The organism is Dactylosporangium roseum (assembly GCF_025264685.1).
In the GTDB taxonomy this organism is placed as follows: Bacteria; Actinomycetota; Actinomycetes; order Mycobacteriales; family Micromonosporaceae; genus Dactylosporangium; species Dactylosporangium roseum.
The window spans coordinates 2,737,325-2,752,123 of the sequence record NZ_CP073721.1 but is presented as its reverse complement, the minus strand read 5'-3'; the positions used below and the strand labels follow the sequence as shown (position 1 = coordinate 2,752,123).

Annotated in this window: 10 protein-coding genes and 1 pseudogene; 6 read left to right on the top strand and 5 right to left on the bottom strand. The window is 71.1% G+C overall.

Annotated elements, in window-relative coordinates; genetic code table 11:
- The first annotated feature begins 2 nt into the window (after positions 1-2).
- Both lat and Drose_RS13445 read left to right on the top strand, forming a co-directional pair.
- Positions 3-1,394, top strand: a complete 1,392-nt coding sequence (gene lat / locus Drose_RS13450) for an L-lysine 6-transaminase (RefSeq protein WP_260728515.1) — start codon at positions 3-5, stop codon at positions 1,392-1,394.
- On the top strand, positions 1,381-2,604 hold the full coding sequence (locus Drose_RS13445; RefSeq protein ID WP_260728514.1) for a 3-deoxy-7-phosphoheptulonate synthase: 1,224 nt from the start codon (positions 1,381-1,383) through the stop codon (positions 2,602-2,604). Before lat ends, Drose_RS13445 begins: the two co-directional genes overlap by 14 nt.
- A 54-nt stretch (positions 2,605-2,658) precedes the next feature.
- Here the strand turns inward: Drose_RS13445 and Drose_RS13440 are convergent, their stop codons facing one another.
- Positions 2,659-3,405 (bottom strand): TetR/AcrR family transcriptional regulator, encoded by a 747-nt coding sequence (locus Drose_RS13440; RefSeq protein WP_260728513.1) that lies wholly within the window; start codon positions 3,403-3,405, stop codon positions 2,659-2,661.
- A gap of 76 nt (positions 3,406-3,481) precedes the next feature.
- Here Drose_RS13440 and Drose_RS13435 point away from each other — a divergent pair, with 76 nt between their 5' ends.
- Both Drose_RS13435 and Drose_RS13430 read left to right on the top strand, forming a co-directional pair.
- Complete coding sequence (locus Drose_RS13435; protein ID WP_260728512.1) at positions 3,482-4,420, top strand: ATP-binding cassette domain-containing protein; 939 nt, start codon at positions 3,482-3,484, stop codon at positions 4,418-4,420.
- Positions 4,420-5,238, top strand: a complete 819-nt coding sequence (locus tag Drose_RS13430; RefSeq protein ID WP_260728511.1) for an ABC transporter permease — start codon at positions 4,420-4,422, stop codon at positions 5,236-5,238. Before Drose_RS13435 ends, Drose_RS13430 begins: the two co-directional genes overlap by 1 nt.
- Before the next feature lie 211 nt (positions 5,239-5,449).
- Here Drose_RS13430 and Drose_RS13425 read toward each other — a convergent pair whose 3' ends face one another.
- The gene (locus tag Drose_RS13425; RefSeq protein WP_260728510.1) at positions 5,450-6,253 is read right to left on the bottom strand and encodes an SDR family oxidoreductase; all 804 of its coding nucleotides are present in this window, start codon (positions 6,251-6,253) and stop codon (positions 5,450-5,452) included.
- A gap of 248 nt (positions 6,254-6,501) precedes the next feature.
- Between Drose_RS13425 and Drose_RS13420 the strand changes: the two genes are divergently transcribed.
- Positions 6,502-7,911: an IS4 family transposase gene (locus Drose_RS13420; RefSeq protein ID WP_260728509.1), complete on the top strand. Its 1,410-nt coding sequence runs from the start codon at positions 6,502-6,504 to the stop codon at positions 7,909-7,911.
- A gap of 60 nt (positions 7,912-7,971) precedes the next feature.
- On the opposite strand, the pseudogene Drose_RS13415 reads toward Drose_RS13420, so the two are convergent.
- The 3 genes and pseudogenes from Drose_RS13415 to Drose_RS13405 all read right to left on the bottom strand — a co-directional run bounded on the left by Drose_RS13415 (position 7,972) and on the right by Drose_RS13405 (position 13,954).
- Positions 7,972-10,292 (bottom strand): annotated as a pseudogene (locus tag Drose_RS13415) (transketolase-like TK C-terminal-containing protein).
- A 434-nt stretch (positions 10,293-10,726) separates the two neighbouring features.
- Positions 10,727-11,320 (bottom strand): biotin transporter BioY, encoded by a 594-nt coding sequence (locus Drose_RS13410; protein ID WP_260728508.1) that lies wholly within the window; start codon positions 11,318-11,320, stop codon positions 10,727-10,729.
- 447 nt (positions 11,321-11,767) lie between these two features.
- Entirely contained in the window at positions 11,768-13,954 is a 2,187-nt protein-coding gene (locus tag Drose_RS13405) for an MMPL family transporter (protein ID WP_260728507.1), read from the bottom strand.
- A 125-nt stretch (positions 13,955-14,079) separates the two neighbouring features.
- Between Drose_RS13405 and Drose_RS13400 the strand changes: the two genes are divergently transcribed.
- Positions 14,080-14,652, top strand: a complete 573-nt coding sequence (locus Drose_RS13400; RefSeq protein WP_260728506.1) for a TetR/AcrR family transcriptional regulator — start codon at positions 14,080-14,082, stop codon at positions 14,650-14,652.
- The last annotated feature ends 147 nt before the right edge of the window (positions 14,653-14,799 follow it).

Sequence of the window (14,799 nt, the reverse complement as noted above, 5' to 3'; positions counted from 1 at the left end):
CCATGCCCACTCGATTCACGCTGCCCGGCCGGGAGGCCGCTCCCGCACCCGACGCCCAGCGGGCCCGCGACGCCGAGCACGCCCTGGCGCTGCTGCGCCGCCACGTCACCGCCGACTTCCTCGACCTCGTCGTCGACCTGGAGCGCAGTGCGGGCTGTTGGCTCGTCGACGCGCGGACCGGCCGCCGGCACCTGGACATGATGGGCTACTACGGCTCCGCGCCGCTGGGGCACAACCATCCCGGGCTGGTCGCCGATCCCCGCTTCGACGCCGAGGTGCTCGCCGCCGCGCGTGCCAAGCCGTCCAACCCCGACTTCGCCACCCTGATCCAGGCCCGGTTCGTCGAGACCTTCCTGCGGGTGCTGGGCGACCCGGAGATGCCGTACCTGTTCTTCATCGACGGCGGCGCCCTCGCGGTGGAGAACGCGCTCAAGGTCGCCTTCGACTACAAGACCCGGCGTAACGCGGCCCGCGGGATCGCCGTGCGCGGCTGGCGGGTGCTGCATCTACGGCACGCCTTCCACGGCCGGTCCGGGTACACGATGTCGGTCACCAACACCGGCGCCAAACACACGTGGGCGTTCCCGCAGTTCGACTGGCCGCGGATCCCGAGCCCGGCGGTGGACCGGATGCAGGACTGGGACACGCCCGGCCGCACCGTCGACGAGCAGACCTCGATCGCCGCCGCCGAGGCCGCCTTCGCCCGCCATCCCGACGAGATCGCCTGTGTGCTGACCGAACCGATCCAGTGTGAGGGCGGCGACCGACACCTGCGGGCGCCGTTCCTACGGGCGCTGCAGGAGCTGTGCGAGCGCCACGACGCGCTGTTCGTGCTCGACGAGGTGCAGACCGGCGCCGGCGTGACCGGGCACCCGTGGGCGTACCAGGCGCTGGGGCTGGCGCCGGACCTGGTCGCGTTCGGCAAGAAGACCCAGGTGTGCGGCGTCATGGGCGGCCGCCGGGTGCGCGACCTGCCGGACAACGCGTTCGTGCTGCCCGGCCGGCTCAGCTCCACCTGGGGCGGCAACGTCCTGGACATGCTGCGCGCCACCCGCATCCTGGAGATCTACGAGCAGGAGGGGCTGCTCGACAACGCGACCCTGATGGGCGCCCGCCTCCTCGAAGGCCTGCGGACGCACGCCGAGCGGTGGCCGGCGCTGTTGTCCGCGCCGCGCGGCCGCGGCCTGCTCTGCGCCGTCGACGTCGCCGACCGGGAGCGCCGCGACCGCCTCGTCGCACTCGCCTGGCAGCGGCACGGTGCGCTGTTCCTCGGCTGCGGCGAGCGGACCCTGCGCTTCCGGCCGCCGTTGTCGGTGACCGCCGACGACATCGACGCAGCCCTGACCGTGCTGCACGACCTCTGCGCCGAGGTGGCCTCCGATGCCGGTGACTGAGGCCGGCCGGTCCGCGTCCGGCCCGCTGCCTCCCGCGGCATGCGGGCGGATCGACGCCGCCCTGGCCCGCCCGGCGGCTCAGCAGCCGCAGTGGCCGGACCGGCGGGCCGTGGCGGAGGTCCGTGACGTGCTCGCGACCGCGCCGCCGATCACCACGCCGGTCGAGGTCGACCGGCTGCGCCGGCGCCTCGCGGCCGTGGCGCGCGGCGATGCGTTCCTGGCGCAGGGCGGTGACTGCGCCGAGACGTTCGCGTCCAACACCCCGGAGCACCTCGGTGCCAACCTGCGCACCCTGCTGCGGATGTCGACCGTGCTCGGACACGCCGCCCGGGTGCCGGTCGTCACGGTCGGCCGGATCGCCGGGCAGTTCGCCAAGCCCCGGTCCAAGACCACCGACGCGCACGGCCTGCCGGTGTACCGCGGCGACATCGTCAACGCGGCGGCACCGGATCCGCGGCTGCGGGTGCCGGACCCGCGGCGGATGCTGCGCGCGTACGCTAACTCGCGCGCGGCGATGCGCCTGATCCGAATGCTGCGCCGGGCCGGGGCGGCTGAGATCTTCGCCAGCCACGAGTGTCTGCTGCTGGACTACGAGCGGACGATGCTGCGCCCGGCCGGGTCCGACGGCCGGCTGTACAACCTCTCGTCGCACTTCCTGTGGATCGGCGAGCGGACGCGGGAGCTCGACGGGGCGCACATCGCCTTCGCCGAACTGATGGCGAACCCGATCGGCATCAAGCTCGGCCCGACCGCGACCGCGCAGCAGGTCCTGGAGTATCTCGAACGGCTCGATCCGCATCGCGAGCCGGGCCGGGTCACGCTGATCACCCGCCTCGGTCACCAGCACGTCGAGCAGGTGCTGCCCGGTCTCGTGGAGACCGTGGCGGCGTCCGGTCATCAGGTGGTGTGGCAGTGCGACCCGATGCACGGCAACACGCACGAGTCCACCACCGGCTTCAAGACCCGCCACTTCGACCGCATCCTCGCCGAGGTGCGGTCGTTCTTCGCGGTACACCGCGCGCTGGGCACCTATCCGGGCGGCATCCACCTGGAACTCACCGGCGAGCCCGTCACCGAGTGCGTCGGCGGCGCCCTGCACGTCTCCGACCACGACCTGCGCGGCTGCTACAGCACCGCGTGCGACCCGCGGCTCAACCACCGTCAGGTGATGGAGCTGGCGGTCCGGATCGCGCGGATCCTGCGGTCCTGACCGGCGCGGTCAGCTCGCCGCGAGCCACGCGCACCTTCGTGGCGGGATCCGGCGTCATGGGTCCCTTCGCCCCCTGGGGTGTGCCGGCACCTGAAGGGCCGCGGCGATGCAGTCGAGGACGCGCTCCAGACCGTACCGGAACTGGTCGTCGCGGCTCAGCCGCATCTGGCCCGCCTCCATCGCTATCTTGCTGAAGATCGGATACTTGCCGCTTTCGAGCAACTGGAGCACGTACGGATACGCCCGCGCGAGCCACTCCGACTCGCTGAGCCCGCTGCGGCGGACCTCCCCGGCCCGGCTGACCTCGTCACGGACGGCGCCCTCGACGTAACCGTTCAGGATCGCCATGAGGCCGAGATTCTCGTCGACGGAGACGTAGGCGTCCAGCACTCCCATCACCCGTTCGATGAGCAGCAACTGGTTGGGCCCGTAGCTGTGGGGTGACCGGTGCACGGTGACGATCCACGGATGCCGCAGCCACATGGCTCGCACCTCGTTGGCGTAGCGCGTCAGATCCGCGCGCCAGTCGCCGGAGGGCAGCCCTTCGACGTCGATCTCGCCCATGAGCCGGTCGGCCATGAGCACGATGAGGTCGTCGCGGCTGGGGACATACCGGTAGAGGGACATCGCGCCCGCGCCGATCTCGGCCGCGATCCGCCGCATGGTGGCCGCTTCCAGGCCCTCGGCGTCGGCGATGCGCACCGCCGACTCGGCGATCCGCGCGCGGCTGTAGGCCGGCTTCGGCCCACGGGCCGTCTGCTCGGGCCGCATCCAGATGTTCACGTAGCCGCCGTCCGCCACCGTATCGCCTCCGTTGCGTACACCGTACCAAGTACTCTAGCCTTGCTATGCGTACACCGTACCCAGTGGAGGGATCATGTCCGACCCGATCTTGGTCGCCGAGGGGTTGCGCAAGTCCTTCGGCGACACCCATGCCCTGCGGGGCCTCGACCTGAGCGTCCGGAGAGGAACGGTCTGCGGCGTGCTCGGGCCGAACGGCGCGGGAAAGACGACCGCGGTGCGAATCTTCGCGACGCTGTCCGATCCCGACGCCGGCCACGCCCGTGTCGCCGGATACGACGTCGTCCGCGAGGCCGGCAAGGTGCGCGAAAAGATCGGGCTCGCGGGCCAGTTCGCCGCCGTCGACGAGATACTCACCGGCCGCGGCAACCTCCGCATGTTCGGGCGGCTCTACCACCTGTCCCGGAGCGAGGCGCGCCGGCGGGCCGACGAGTTGCTCGAACGCTTCGGCCTGACCGAGGCCGCCGATCGTCAGGTCGCCGGCTACTCCGGCGGCATGCGCCGCCGTCTCGACCTGATCACCAGCCTCATCCTGCGCCCCGAGGTGCTCTTCCTGGACGAGCCGACCACGGGCCTGGACCCGCGCGGCCGGGGCGAGATCTGGGACAGCATCCGCGAGCTGGTGGCCGACGGCACCACGGTGCTGCTCACCACGCAGTATCTGGACGAGGCCGACCAACTGGCCGACGACATCGTCGTCATCGACCAAGGGCGGGTCGTCGCCACGGGCACGCCCGACGAGCTGAAGGCGACGATCGGGGACCGCCTCGACGTCACCCTCGAGGACCCCGCCGCGCTGAGTTCCGCCGCGACCGTGCTGAACCTCCTGACCGGGGCCGCTCCCGCGACGGAGGACGAGCGGCTCAGCGTCGCCCTGCCCGGTGGCCGTGTACGGCTCGCCGACGTGGTGCGCGAGCTCGACCGCGCCGGGATCACCGCGGCCGACGTGCGGCTGCGCCGCCCCACCCTCGACGAGGTGTTCCTGCGCCTCACCGACCGGAAGGAACACGTCTGATGACCGCCCTCAACTCGCCCGCGGGTCGCCTGCGCTGGACGTTCGCCGACGGGCTGACCCTGGTCGGGCGCGAACTGGGGCGGCTACGGCAGGCACCCGGGCAGATCATCACCCTCCTGCTCTTCCCGGCCGTGATGGTGCTGATGTTCGGATACGTGTTCGGCAGCGCGATCAAGGTCCCGGGCGGCGGCAACTACCGCGAGTACCTCATGCCGGGCCTGTTCGCGATGGTGACCTTCACGGCGACGCAGGGGGTCATGGTGCGGATGGCCGGCGACGCCGCCCACGGTGTGATGGACCGGTTCCGGTCCATGCCGATGGCGCGGCTGGCGGTGCCGTTCGGGCAGACCGGTGCCGACGTGCTGGGCGGCCTGCTGTTCGTGAGCATCATGGCCGGCGCGGGCCTGCTGGTGGGCTGGCGGGCACACCGCGGCCTGGTCCCCACGATCGAGGCGTTCGCGCTGATCGTCCTGATGCGGTACGCGCTGAGCTGGGTCGGCGTCTACGTGGGCCTGAAGGCGAAGAACGAGCAGGTCGCCAACAACCTGGCCCCGCTCTTCCTGCCGCTCACGATCATCTCCAACGCGTTCGTCCCGACCGACGGCATGGCCCCCTGGCTGCGGTTCCTGGCCGACTGGAACCCGGTCAGCGCGATCACCGGCGCCTGCCGGGACCTGTTCGGCAATCCGGGCGCGCCGACGGGAGACACGGCCTGGCCGCTGGAGCATCCGGTGGCCGCCGTCCTGCTCTGGTCGGCGCTGCTGCTGGTGGTGTTCGTCCCGCTCTCGGTCCGCGGCTACACGCGCTGGGGACGGTGAGGCCGGCCGCGCTGCCCCCTGGAGACCTGCCACCCCTGACCGCCCAGCACCTTCCATGCGTCGATCTTGCAGTCGTGGTGCCGGCAAAACCGGGCAAGCCGGGAGTGTCGCGGCACCACAACTGCAAGATCGACGCGGTCTCCCGCTAGGCGGCCTCGGGGGTGGGCATCGGACGGTGGTCAGCGGAGGAGTGAGGAGTGAGGCAACGCGATCAGCGGCGCAGGTCGTGGCGGCGGTGGGTGGCCTTTTCCACCAGCCCCGACGGCAGCAACCGGCGCAGCGGGAAGACGAGCGCGGCGTTGCTGCCGACTGCGTAGTGCGCCCTGGGCCGGGACGCCTCGATCGCCGTGACGATGGTCGCGGCGACTCGCTCGGCCGGCACGCCCGTGCGCTCGTTACGGTCGAGCGCGGCGAGCATCCGTGCAAAGTCCGCGCGGTGCGGCGAGTCTTCCGAGGTGTACTTCGTGCGACGCGCGCTGATGCCGGTGTTGATCGAACCGGGCTCGACGGTGGTCAGCCAGACGCCGAACGGGGAGTACTCGTGCCGGGCGCCGTCGCTGAACCCCCTCAGCGCGGCCTTCGACGCGACATACGACGAGCGGTACGCCAGCGGGAACGACGCGAGCATCGACCCGACCATCACCACCCTCCCCCGGCGGCGCTCGCGCATGCCGGGCACGAGTAGCTGGGTGAGCCGGACCGGCCCGAGCACGTTGACCTGGAACAGCCGGCGCAGCGCGTCGCCGGGCAGTTCCTCGAACGGCCCGGATTGACTCTCCCCCGCATTGTTGACCAGCACGTCGACCGGGCCGGCCGCGCGAGCAAGCGCCTCGATCGACGCCTCGTCGCCCAGATCGAGCGGGAGCATCTCCACGCCGTCCGCCCGTTGCCCGGCGGTGAGCGACTCCGGGCGGCGGCTGGTGCCGATGACCCGGTAGCCCCGCGCGACCAGCGCGGCCGCGGTCGCCTTCCCGATCCCCGACGACGCCCCGGTGACCAACGCGGTGCGATCCATCGCTGCACCATACCCCGCACGAACGGTCGCCGCGGCGGGCCGGCGCACCACCCGTGCCGCTGACCGCCGCCGCTGACCCCGGAACGGCGCGTTCCGGGCCGGGCAACTCCTTGATCATGCAAGACCGGGAAGTTAAGTCGTGAGGGTTGCTGTCAAGGGTGTGTGGTTGCGGTGTGGTGGGGTGATAAGGCAACGGGACTCCGGTAGAACAGGCAGTCGATCAAGATCAGCCTGTGGGGGGAGTCCCGTTGTCGGAGGAGTCTGTCATTGCCGGGGTCGGGTCGGTGCCGGTGGGGGTGTTCGCGGCGGGGCATCTGGGTGAGTTGACCCGGGCTGTGCCGGTGGAGTTGGTGGATGCGGTGTTGGCCGAGACGGGGCGGGTGCAGCGGCGGGTGCGGCGGCGGGTGCGGCGGTTGCCGTCGCGGGTGGTGGTGTATTGGCTGTTGGGGTTGGGGTTGTTCGGCTCGTTGTCGTATCGGCGGGTGTGGGGAGCGTTGGTCGGTGGGTTGGGTGTGGTGGCCGGGTTGGGGGTGTGTCCGTCGTCGTCGGGGTTGGCGCAGGCGCGGCGGCGGGTGGGGGTGCCGCCGCTGCGGCGGTTGTTCCAGACTCTGGCCGGGCCGGTGGCGGGTCGCGACACGGTCGGGGCGTGGTGGCGGGGGCTGCGTACGGTGGCGATCGACGGGTCCACGGTGAATGTGCCGGATTCGCCGGCGAATCGGGCGGTGTACGGCAAGCGGATGGCCCGTGCCGGTGAGCCGGGGTATCCGCTGGTGCGGGTGGTGGCGTTGGTGGAGACCGGGACTCGGGCGGTGTTCGGTGCGGTGTTCGGTACCGGCGTGGGCGGTGAGAGTGGTGAGACCAGTTATGCCGTGGGGTTGCTGGGTCTGCTGCGGCCGGGAATGCTGCTGCTGGCCGACCGTGGCTATGACACCAACATGTTCATGACGAAGGTCACCGCCGCTGGGGCGGGGTTGTTGCTGCGGGTCAAGTCCAGTCGCAAGCTGCCGGTGCTGGACCGTCTTGGTGACGGTTCCTACGCCAGTGTGGTGGCTGGGGTGCGGGTTCGGGTGGTCGAGGCGGTCGTCACGCTGTCCTGTGCGGATGGTTCGACCCGTACCGGTGTCTGGCGGCTGGTCACTACCCTCACCGACGAGCGCCGCTATCCGGCCGGGGCGCTGATCGAGCTCTACCACGAGCGGTGGGAGGTCGAGTCGACCTTCCTGGCGATCAAGCACACCCTGCTGGCTGGGCGGGTGCTGCGTTCGACCACTCCGGACGGCGTCGATCAGGAACTCTACGCACTGCTGACCGTCTATCAGGCGCTGCGGCAGACGATGACCTGGGCCACGGACACCACCGGGGCCGACCCGGACCGGGCCAGCTTCACCATCGCCGTGCAGACCGCCCGCGATCTGACCATCCGCGCTGTCGGGGTGATCACTATCGCGGTCGACCTGGTCGGTGCGATCGGTCGTGCTGTGCTGGCTGACCTGCTACCGGCCCGACGCGCCCGGATCAGCCCACGTGTGGTGAAACGGCCGATCTCCCGTTACGCCTACAAGAACCTGAAAACCCCGAAGATCATCCACCGGATCACCGACATCGCCATCGCTATCGGCACATCAACCAGCCCATTGACAACAGCCCCAGCGGCTTAACTTCCCGGTCTTGTGTGATCACCGGACGCGCGTCCATGCCCACGCTACCCTCGCGGGGCGTCATCGGGCGAGGAGCCCGAGGGCCGCGTCGGTGATGGCCGCGGTGTCGATTCCGTGCATGGCGTAGGCGTCCGGCACGGACGAGGACTGGCCGAACTCGGTCACGCCCAGGCACCGGATCGAGTCTCCACGGGCAGCGGCCAGGAACGCCAGGGTGTGCGGGTGTCCATCGTGGACTGTCACCAACGGCGCGGGGTGCTGGGGCGGGAAGAGCATGCCGAGGATGTCGCTTCCGGTACCGGCATCGCGTCGGCCGCGTTGCAGGAACGAACGGAACACCAGGTCGGGGCTGGTCAGGCACACCACGCCAGCGGTGACCCCGTGCGCCTCGAGCGCGGAGGCGGCCGCGATGACCTCCGGCATGATCGCGCCCACGCCCACCAGCGTGACCTGCTCGGTTGCTGGATCGTGGCCGGTCAGCCGGTAGCCTCCCGCGACGGCGTCGCGGCGTCGCCGTTCGAGGAGGCCGGGGTCGTCGGGTAGCCGCGCCAGAGCGGGATCGATGGGCCGCGTGGACAGCCGGAAGTACGACGACGTACCACCGGGGATGCCGACGTTCCCCATCGCGTGCAGGAAGGTCCACTCGAGGTCGGTGGCGAACGCCGGCTCCCAGGCCACGCAGCTCGGCTGCTCAAGCCCGATGGAAGGAGTCGTGATGGACTGGTGGGCGCCACCTTCGGGGGCCAGGGTGACACCGGAGGGTGTCCCCACGAGGATCGACTGTCCGCCCGCATAGATTCCGTAGGACCAGGGTTCGAGGGCTCGGGCCACGAACGGGTCGTAGAGCGTGGCGATGGGATCAGCCGTTGGCCCCAGCGGCTCCAGGTTGCCCCCAGCTCCCCCAGGAGCCCGACCAGGTTGACCTCGGCGATGCCGAGCTCGATGTGCTGGCCGGCGGCCGTCTCGGACCATTTCAGCACCCGCTCGGCGTCGTCGGCGAACCAGTCCCGCCGCTCCGCCGTGGTCCAGACCCCGGTCTTGTTGATCCATCCGCCGAGGTTGGTGGAAGACGCGACGTCAGGGCTACAGGTCACCACACGGCTGGCGACCTCCGGCGCGTCACGCACCAGGTCGGCCAGGAGACGGCCGAGGGCCGCCTGGGTCGAGACCGGCTTGCGGTGCTGGTGGCCCAGCGCTTCCGGGATCCTCATCCACCCGACCGGGGCGACGGGGTCGCGCCGGAGCGCCTCGCCGCGGCGGGCACACAGGCGAGCGGCCTCGCTGTCGGCATCGAACCCTCGCCATGGATCCGCGAGCGACGCGCCCGTCGCCGCCGCGAGGGCCCGCATCTGCGGCTCGGTCAGCAGTGCCGAGTGGTTGTTGGGGTGGCCTTCGGTCGCCAGGCCGCGACCCTTGATGGTGTACGCGAAGACAACCGTGGGGCGGTGGTCGTCGACGGCGGCGAACGTGTCCAGCAGCAGGCCGAGGTCGTGGCCGCCCAGGTCGCGGACGGCGGCGGCGAGGACGGCTGGCCGCAGGCCGGCGACCAGGCCGCGCAACTGTTCGGACGCTCCGTCCGCCAGGATGCGCTCCGCGATCTGGGCGGGATCCACCCGCAGCATGCGCTGGTACTCCTCGTTGGGCATCCGCTCCAGACGGCGGCGCAGCTCGTCGCCGCCGCGGCGCTCGAAGATCTCGCCGATGAGCCGTCCCCACTTCAAGGTGACGACCTGCCAGCCCGCGGCTTCGAACATGCCCTGCAGCCGCCCGATCTGGATGTCGGGCACGACCCGGTCCAGCGACTGCCGGTTGAGGTCGACCACCCACAAGAGCTCGCCGAGCTTGGAGCTCGCCGGGTCCGCGATCGCCTCCCAGATCGCGCCCTCGTCGAGCTCGGCATCACCCAGCAGGCCGATGAAGCGCCCGGAACGTGGGGCGTCGCGGAAGTGCGTGGTGACGTAGCGATGGGCAAGCGCCGCCCAGAGCGTGGCCGTGGCGCCGATGCCCACGGAGCCGGTCGAGAAGTCGACAGTGCCGGGATCCTTGAGCCGGCTCGGGTAGGACTGGAGACCACCCTTCTCCCGCAGCGTCGTGAGGTACGCGGCGTCGAGGTCCCCGAGCAGGTAGTTGATCGCATGCAGCACCGGCGACGCGTGCGGCTTGACCGAGACCCGATCCTCCGATGTCAGCGCCCCGAACCAGAGGGCGACCATGATGTCGACCATGGAGGCCGACGACGCCTGATGGCCTCCGACTTTGACCCCCGTGGGGTTGGGGCGCCCCCGGTTCGCACTGTCCACGATCGCCGTGGACAGCCAGAGGACACGCTTGGCGACCTCCCGCAGCACCGCGACGTCGACGCCGGCAACGCCTTGCGGCAGGCGCTGAGCCGGCGTTGCCGGGGAAAGGGCGGCGGCGAACTGCGACACTGTGGACAACTCCTCGACCAACATCGAACGGGGTCGCGCCCGGGGGCGGCCGAGCTCGGGGTGAGAGCTCACGCCCAGGCGCACGCGTGACGGGGATCGCCCGGACCGACTATCGCACGAACCGTCGGTGTTTCATCCAGATCGGCAAGGACCGCGCTCAAGAGGCGCGCATGAGTCGCTACTGAGCTCGGCACGCGCAACAAGTATGCGCACCGCACCCCCGAATAGCATCGCGGCGAGGCGGCTCACGGTCAGCTCCCCGATCGGTGCCGCAGGCTCGGGTCGACATCGCGCGCGCCGCGGCGGCCGGGCCGGAGCCGGCCACGTCCGCGAAGTACCCGGCCGAGGCCGGCTGAAGCTCCGACGCCACGGCACGGCGCCGCCGCTCAGCGCTTGTCGTCCCGCACGCGCCGCACCACGGCCCAGGCCGCCGGCAGCAACGCCGTGGCGAGCAGCACCTTGAGCGCGTCGCCGGCCAGGAACGGCACAACCCCCGCGTCGAGCGCCTTCGCAGGCGACAGGTGTGCCGCCACCGCGAGGTACGGCACGCCGAACGCGTAAACGCACAGGTTGCCGATCACCATCGTGCCGGCGGTACGCAGCGGCGTCCGGTCACCGCCCCGCCGGGCCAACTCGCCGACCACGGCGCCGGCCACCACGAACCCGATGACGTAACCCAGCGACACCAGCGCGGCGCCGCTCGCGCCGTCGGCGAACCACGGCAGACCCGCCAGGCCCGCGGCGAGGTAGAGCACCATCGAGGCCGCGCCGCGCGCCGGGCCCAACACCGCCCCGACCAGGAGCACCGCGAGGGTCTGCCCGGTCAACGGGACCGGGCTGATCGGCTCGATGGACACGGCGACCTGCGCCGCGCCACCGGTCAGCGCGGCGCCCAGCCCGACGAGCACGGCGTCGCGGGCCAGGGCCCCGGGCACCAGATCCGCCAGCACGCGGGGCGGGACGGCGTATGTGTCGCTCACGTAGCCTCCAATCAACGGTTCGGGCCTGTCGACTGTACGTTGTCGATCCGCCCGCCGACCGGCGCTGTGATCTGCGACTACCGCCAAATTCGTCACGCACCCGGCCCACGCCGTGACGAGTGCCGCCCTGCAGATCACCAGGAACCCTGGACAGCCACATGGCCGACGGACGACTACCGTCTCCGACGGACGTACGGTCATGCGATCCTGCCCTTTGACTTCCACCCTCCTGATGCTCCGTTCCCCGGTGGGATGCCGGTGGGGAGGCGATCAGGTCCACGCGACCACCGCGCTCACTCGCGCCGTGCCCGGCTGAGCAGGACAACCGCGGCGACGGTGGACAGCGGCGCCAAGGGCGCCAGCATCGGCGCGCCGGTGGCGAGCAGCCCACCCGCGGCGCCACGACGACCGCGTATGCGCCGGCGGTGTCGATGCCGTAGTGCCCCCTCAGCGGCCTTCAGCCGAGCTGGTGACACGGGGAGTGTCGTGCCTGTTCCGCGCCGTGGTGGCGTGATCGCGAGCCGGCCACAGCGCCTTGCCGCCGAGCGTGGTGACGATCGCCGGCACGAGCAGCGGGCGGATGAGGAACGTGTCCAGCAGAATCCCGAAGGCCATCGCGAAGCCGAACTGGAACAGTTCCCGAATGGGCTGGGTCATCAGGACGGCGAACGTCGCGGCGAGGATGAGGCCGGCTGAGGACACCACCCCGCCGGTGCGGGTCACCGCCGCCCGGATCGCGTCCGGCAGCGCCTTGCCGCGCAGCTCCTGCTTGAGCCGGCTCATCACGAAGATGTTGTAGTCGACGCCCAGCGCGACGAGGAACACGAAGATGTAGGCGGCGACCCGGTTGCCGATGCCCTCGTCGCCCAGCACGGTAAGGGTCAGCAACGTGGTCGCCCCGAGTGTGGCGACGAACGACAACACCAGGGTCACGACAAGGTAGACCGGCGCGAGGACGGAGCGCAGCAGCAGCCCGAGCACCACGGCGACGATCATCAGCACCAGCACGACGATGTAGCCCATGTCCCGGTCGAGCGCGCCGCGGATGTCGGCGGTCTGCGCCGTTTCGCCCGCCACGAGCACTTCGGCGCCGGCAACGCCGGCCTTCGCCGCCGCGGTGCCGGCGACGGAGCGCAGCGGTGCGACCTTGTCGAAAGCGCGGGAGCTGTACGGGTCGGCGTCGAGGACCACCTGGACCGCCACGGCCGTGCCGTCACCGCTGAGCCGCGGCCGTCCGCCGACCCGCGCCACCCCGTCGACGGCCCGCAGCGCCGCCGCGATCTCGGCGCCCTGCGCGGCGGTGATACCGCCGCCTGCGTGCACCAGCACGGTGGTGGGGGCGATCTCGCCGGGGCCGAGACCCGCACGCAGGAGCGCCTGGCCACGCGCCGACTCGGTTTCGACGCGGAAGCCGCTGACGAAGTCGAAGCTGGTCCGGTAGTTCACCAGTCCGAGACTCAGCAGTGCGAGGACGGCGACGACCACCGCGATCACCTTGGCCGGCGCGTCGGTGACCAGCCGCGCCACCCGGTGCCAGACGGCGCCGCCGAGGCTGCGCCGCGCGGCCCCGCGCTCGCTCAGCGGCCAGAACACGGCCCGGCCGGCCAGCAGTACCAACGTCGGAATGAACGTGAACGCCACCAGCGCCATCACCGCCACGCCCAGCGCCAGGTAGGGGCCGAACCCGCGCAACGCGGGGGAAACCGACACCAGCAGGGCGAGCATGGCCAGCACCACGGTCGAAGCGCTGGACAGCACCGTCTCGCCGATGCTGCGCATCGCGATCCGCATCGCCTTGAAGCGGTCCGGCTCGTCGATCAGGGCCTCCCGGTAGCGGGCGGTGATGATGAGCGCGTAGTCGGTGCCGACCCCGAACAGCAGCACGGTCATGATCGACGCGGTCTGGGAGCTGATGTCGAACCAGCCCGCGTCGGCCATCAGGGCACCGAGGCTCTGCGCCACTCGCATCGCGACACCGACTGCCAGCAGGGGGATCAGCGCCATCAGCGGGGAACGGTAGATCGCCAGCAGAATGACCACCACGAGCACCACCGTGGCCAGGAGCAACGTCTTGTCGCCGCTGCTGAACACCGTTGTGGTGTCGGTGGCGATGCCGGCCGGGCCGGTCACCGCGACCTCGGCGTCGCCGGCTTGCTGACCGGCAACGCGACGCAGAGCGGCAACCGTGTCACGAAACGACTCGTCCGACGGGCTGCCCGGCACGTCGGCGATCACGAGCTGGGTGCCACCGTCCGCGGAAACCAGGCCTTCGGCGGCCTGCGGAGCCCGCGCCGCCGAGATCACCCCGGTCACGCCGCTCGGCCGGTCCGGTCCCGTCAGGACGTCGTGGATGCGCGACACGGCCTCGGCCGCCGCCGACCGGTCACCGCCTCGGCCGTGCACGACGATGATCGCTGGTGTTCCGGTCTGCTCGGGAAACGCCTGCCGCAGCAACTGGCGCGCCCGCATCGAGTCCGACGCCGCCGGCGGCAGGTTCGCCGACGCGTTGTCCTCCACGGACTCGAGCTTCGGGGCGACCGCGGCCAGCACCCCCACGATGATCAGCCACAGGACGACCGTCGCGGCAGCACGCAGCCGCGACGCCAGGAACATGTTCAGCAGGTTCGGATACACTCAGACGGTCCTTCTCGACGGCACGGTTAGCGACACTGGTGTCGCTAAGTTGCGAGGCACTCTAGCAGCCGCTTCGTGCCGCCCGCCGTCGGGCGTAACCATGGCGATGCGCGTGCGGGGAGACGATGCCGAAGATCCGCGCGGGAACGGTCCGGGAGCATCGCGCACAGCGTCTCGACCAACTCGTCGACGCCGCCGAAGCGATCATGGCGGAGCATGGCGTCGACGGCCTGACGGCCGGCGCCGTGGCGACTCGCGCCGGTATCGCCCGCAACAGCATCTATCGATACTTCGACTCCATCGACGAGCTCATCGAGCTCGTCGTCACCCGCGAGTTTCCCGCGTGGGTGAGCGCGGTGGGCGCGGCGGTCGAGGCCGAGCGGACACCGCAGGCGCGCGCCGTCGCCTACGTGCGCACCAACCTCGAACTCGCCGCCCGCGGCAGCCACGGACGGCGGGCGGCGCTGTCGCGCGGCGCCCTGTCGGTCGCCGGCCGGCAACGCGTCAAGGACCTGCACGGCACCCTGAACGCCATCCTGGCAACGGTGATCGACGACCTCGAGGCCGCCCAGCCCGATCTGCTGCAGGCGGTCCTGCAAGCGCTGGTCGACGCCGGAATTCGCCGCATCGACGTCGGGGACGAGCCGCCCGGCGTCATCGACTACGCCTGCGATGCCGCCGGGCGGCTCGTCGACTGACCCGTCCGCACCCGCGGAGAATGTTGCTGACAATTTGTCAGAGACATGTTGACGCCATGTCATTTCGATACCTATGCGTCCGCTCGCCGTGGTGAGCGACGAGCGCGTCCCCGGGGAGTCCGCCGGATGAGGACCGCGGGCGCCGTT

Excerpts from the sequence above, each read along its gene's own strand:
- lat (WP_260728515.1), top strand. The coding sequence starts at position 3 with ATGCCCACTCGATTCACGCTGCCCGGCCGGGAGGCCGCTCCCGCACCC.
- Drose_RS13445 (WP_260728514.1), top strand. The coding sequence starts at position 1,381 with ATGCCGGTGACTGAGGCCGGCCGGTCCGCGTCCGGCCCGCTGCCTCCC.
- Drose_RS13435 (WP_260728512.1), top strand. The coding sequence starts at position 3,482 with ATGTCCGACCCGATCTTGGTCGCCGAGGGGTTGCGCAAGTCCTTCGGC.
- Drose_RS13430 (WP_260728511.1), top strand. The coding sequence starts at position 4,420 with ATGACCGCCCTCAACTCGCCCGCGGGTCGCCTGCGCTGGACGTTCGCC.
- Drose_RS13425 (WP_260728510.1), bottom strand. The coding sequence starts at position 6,253 with ATGGATCGCACCGCGTTGGTCACCGGGGCGTCGTCGGGGATCGGGAAG.
- Drose_RS13400 (WP_260728506.1), top strand. The coding sequence starts at position 14,080 with ATGCCGAAGATCCGCGCGGGAACGGTCCGGGAGCATCGCGCACAGCGT.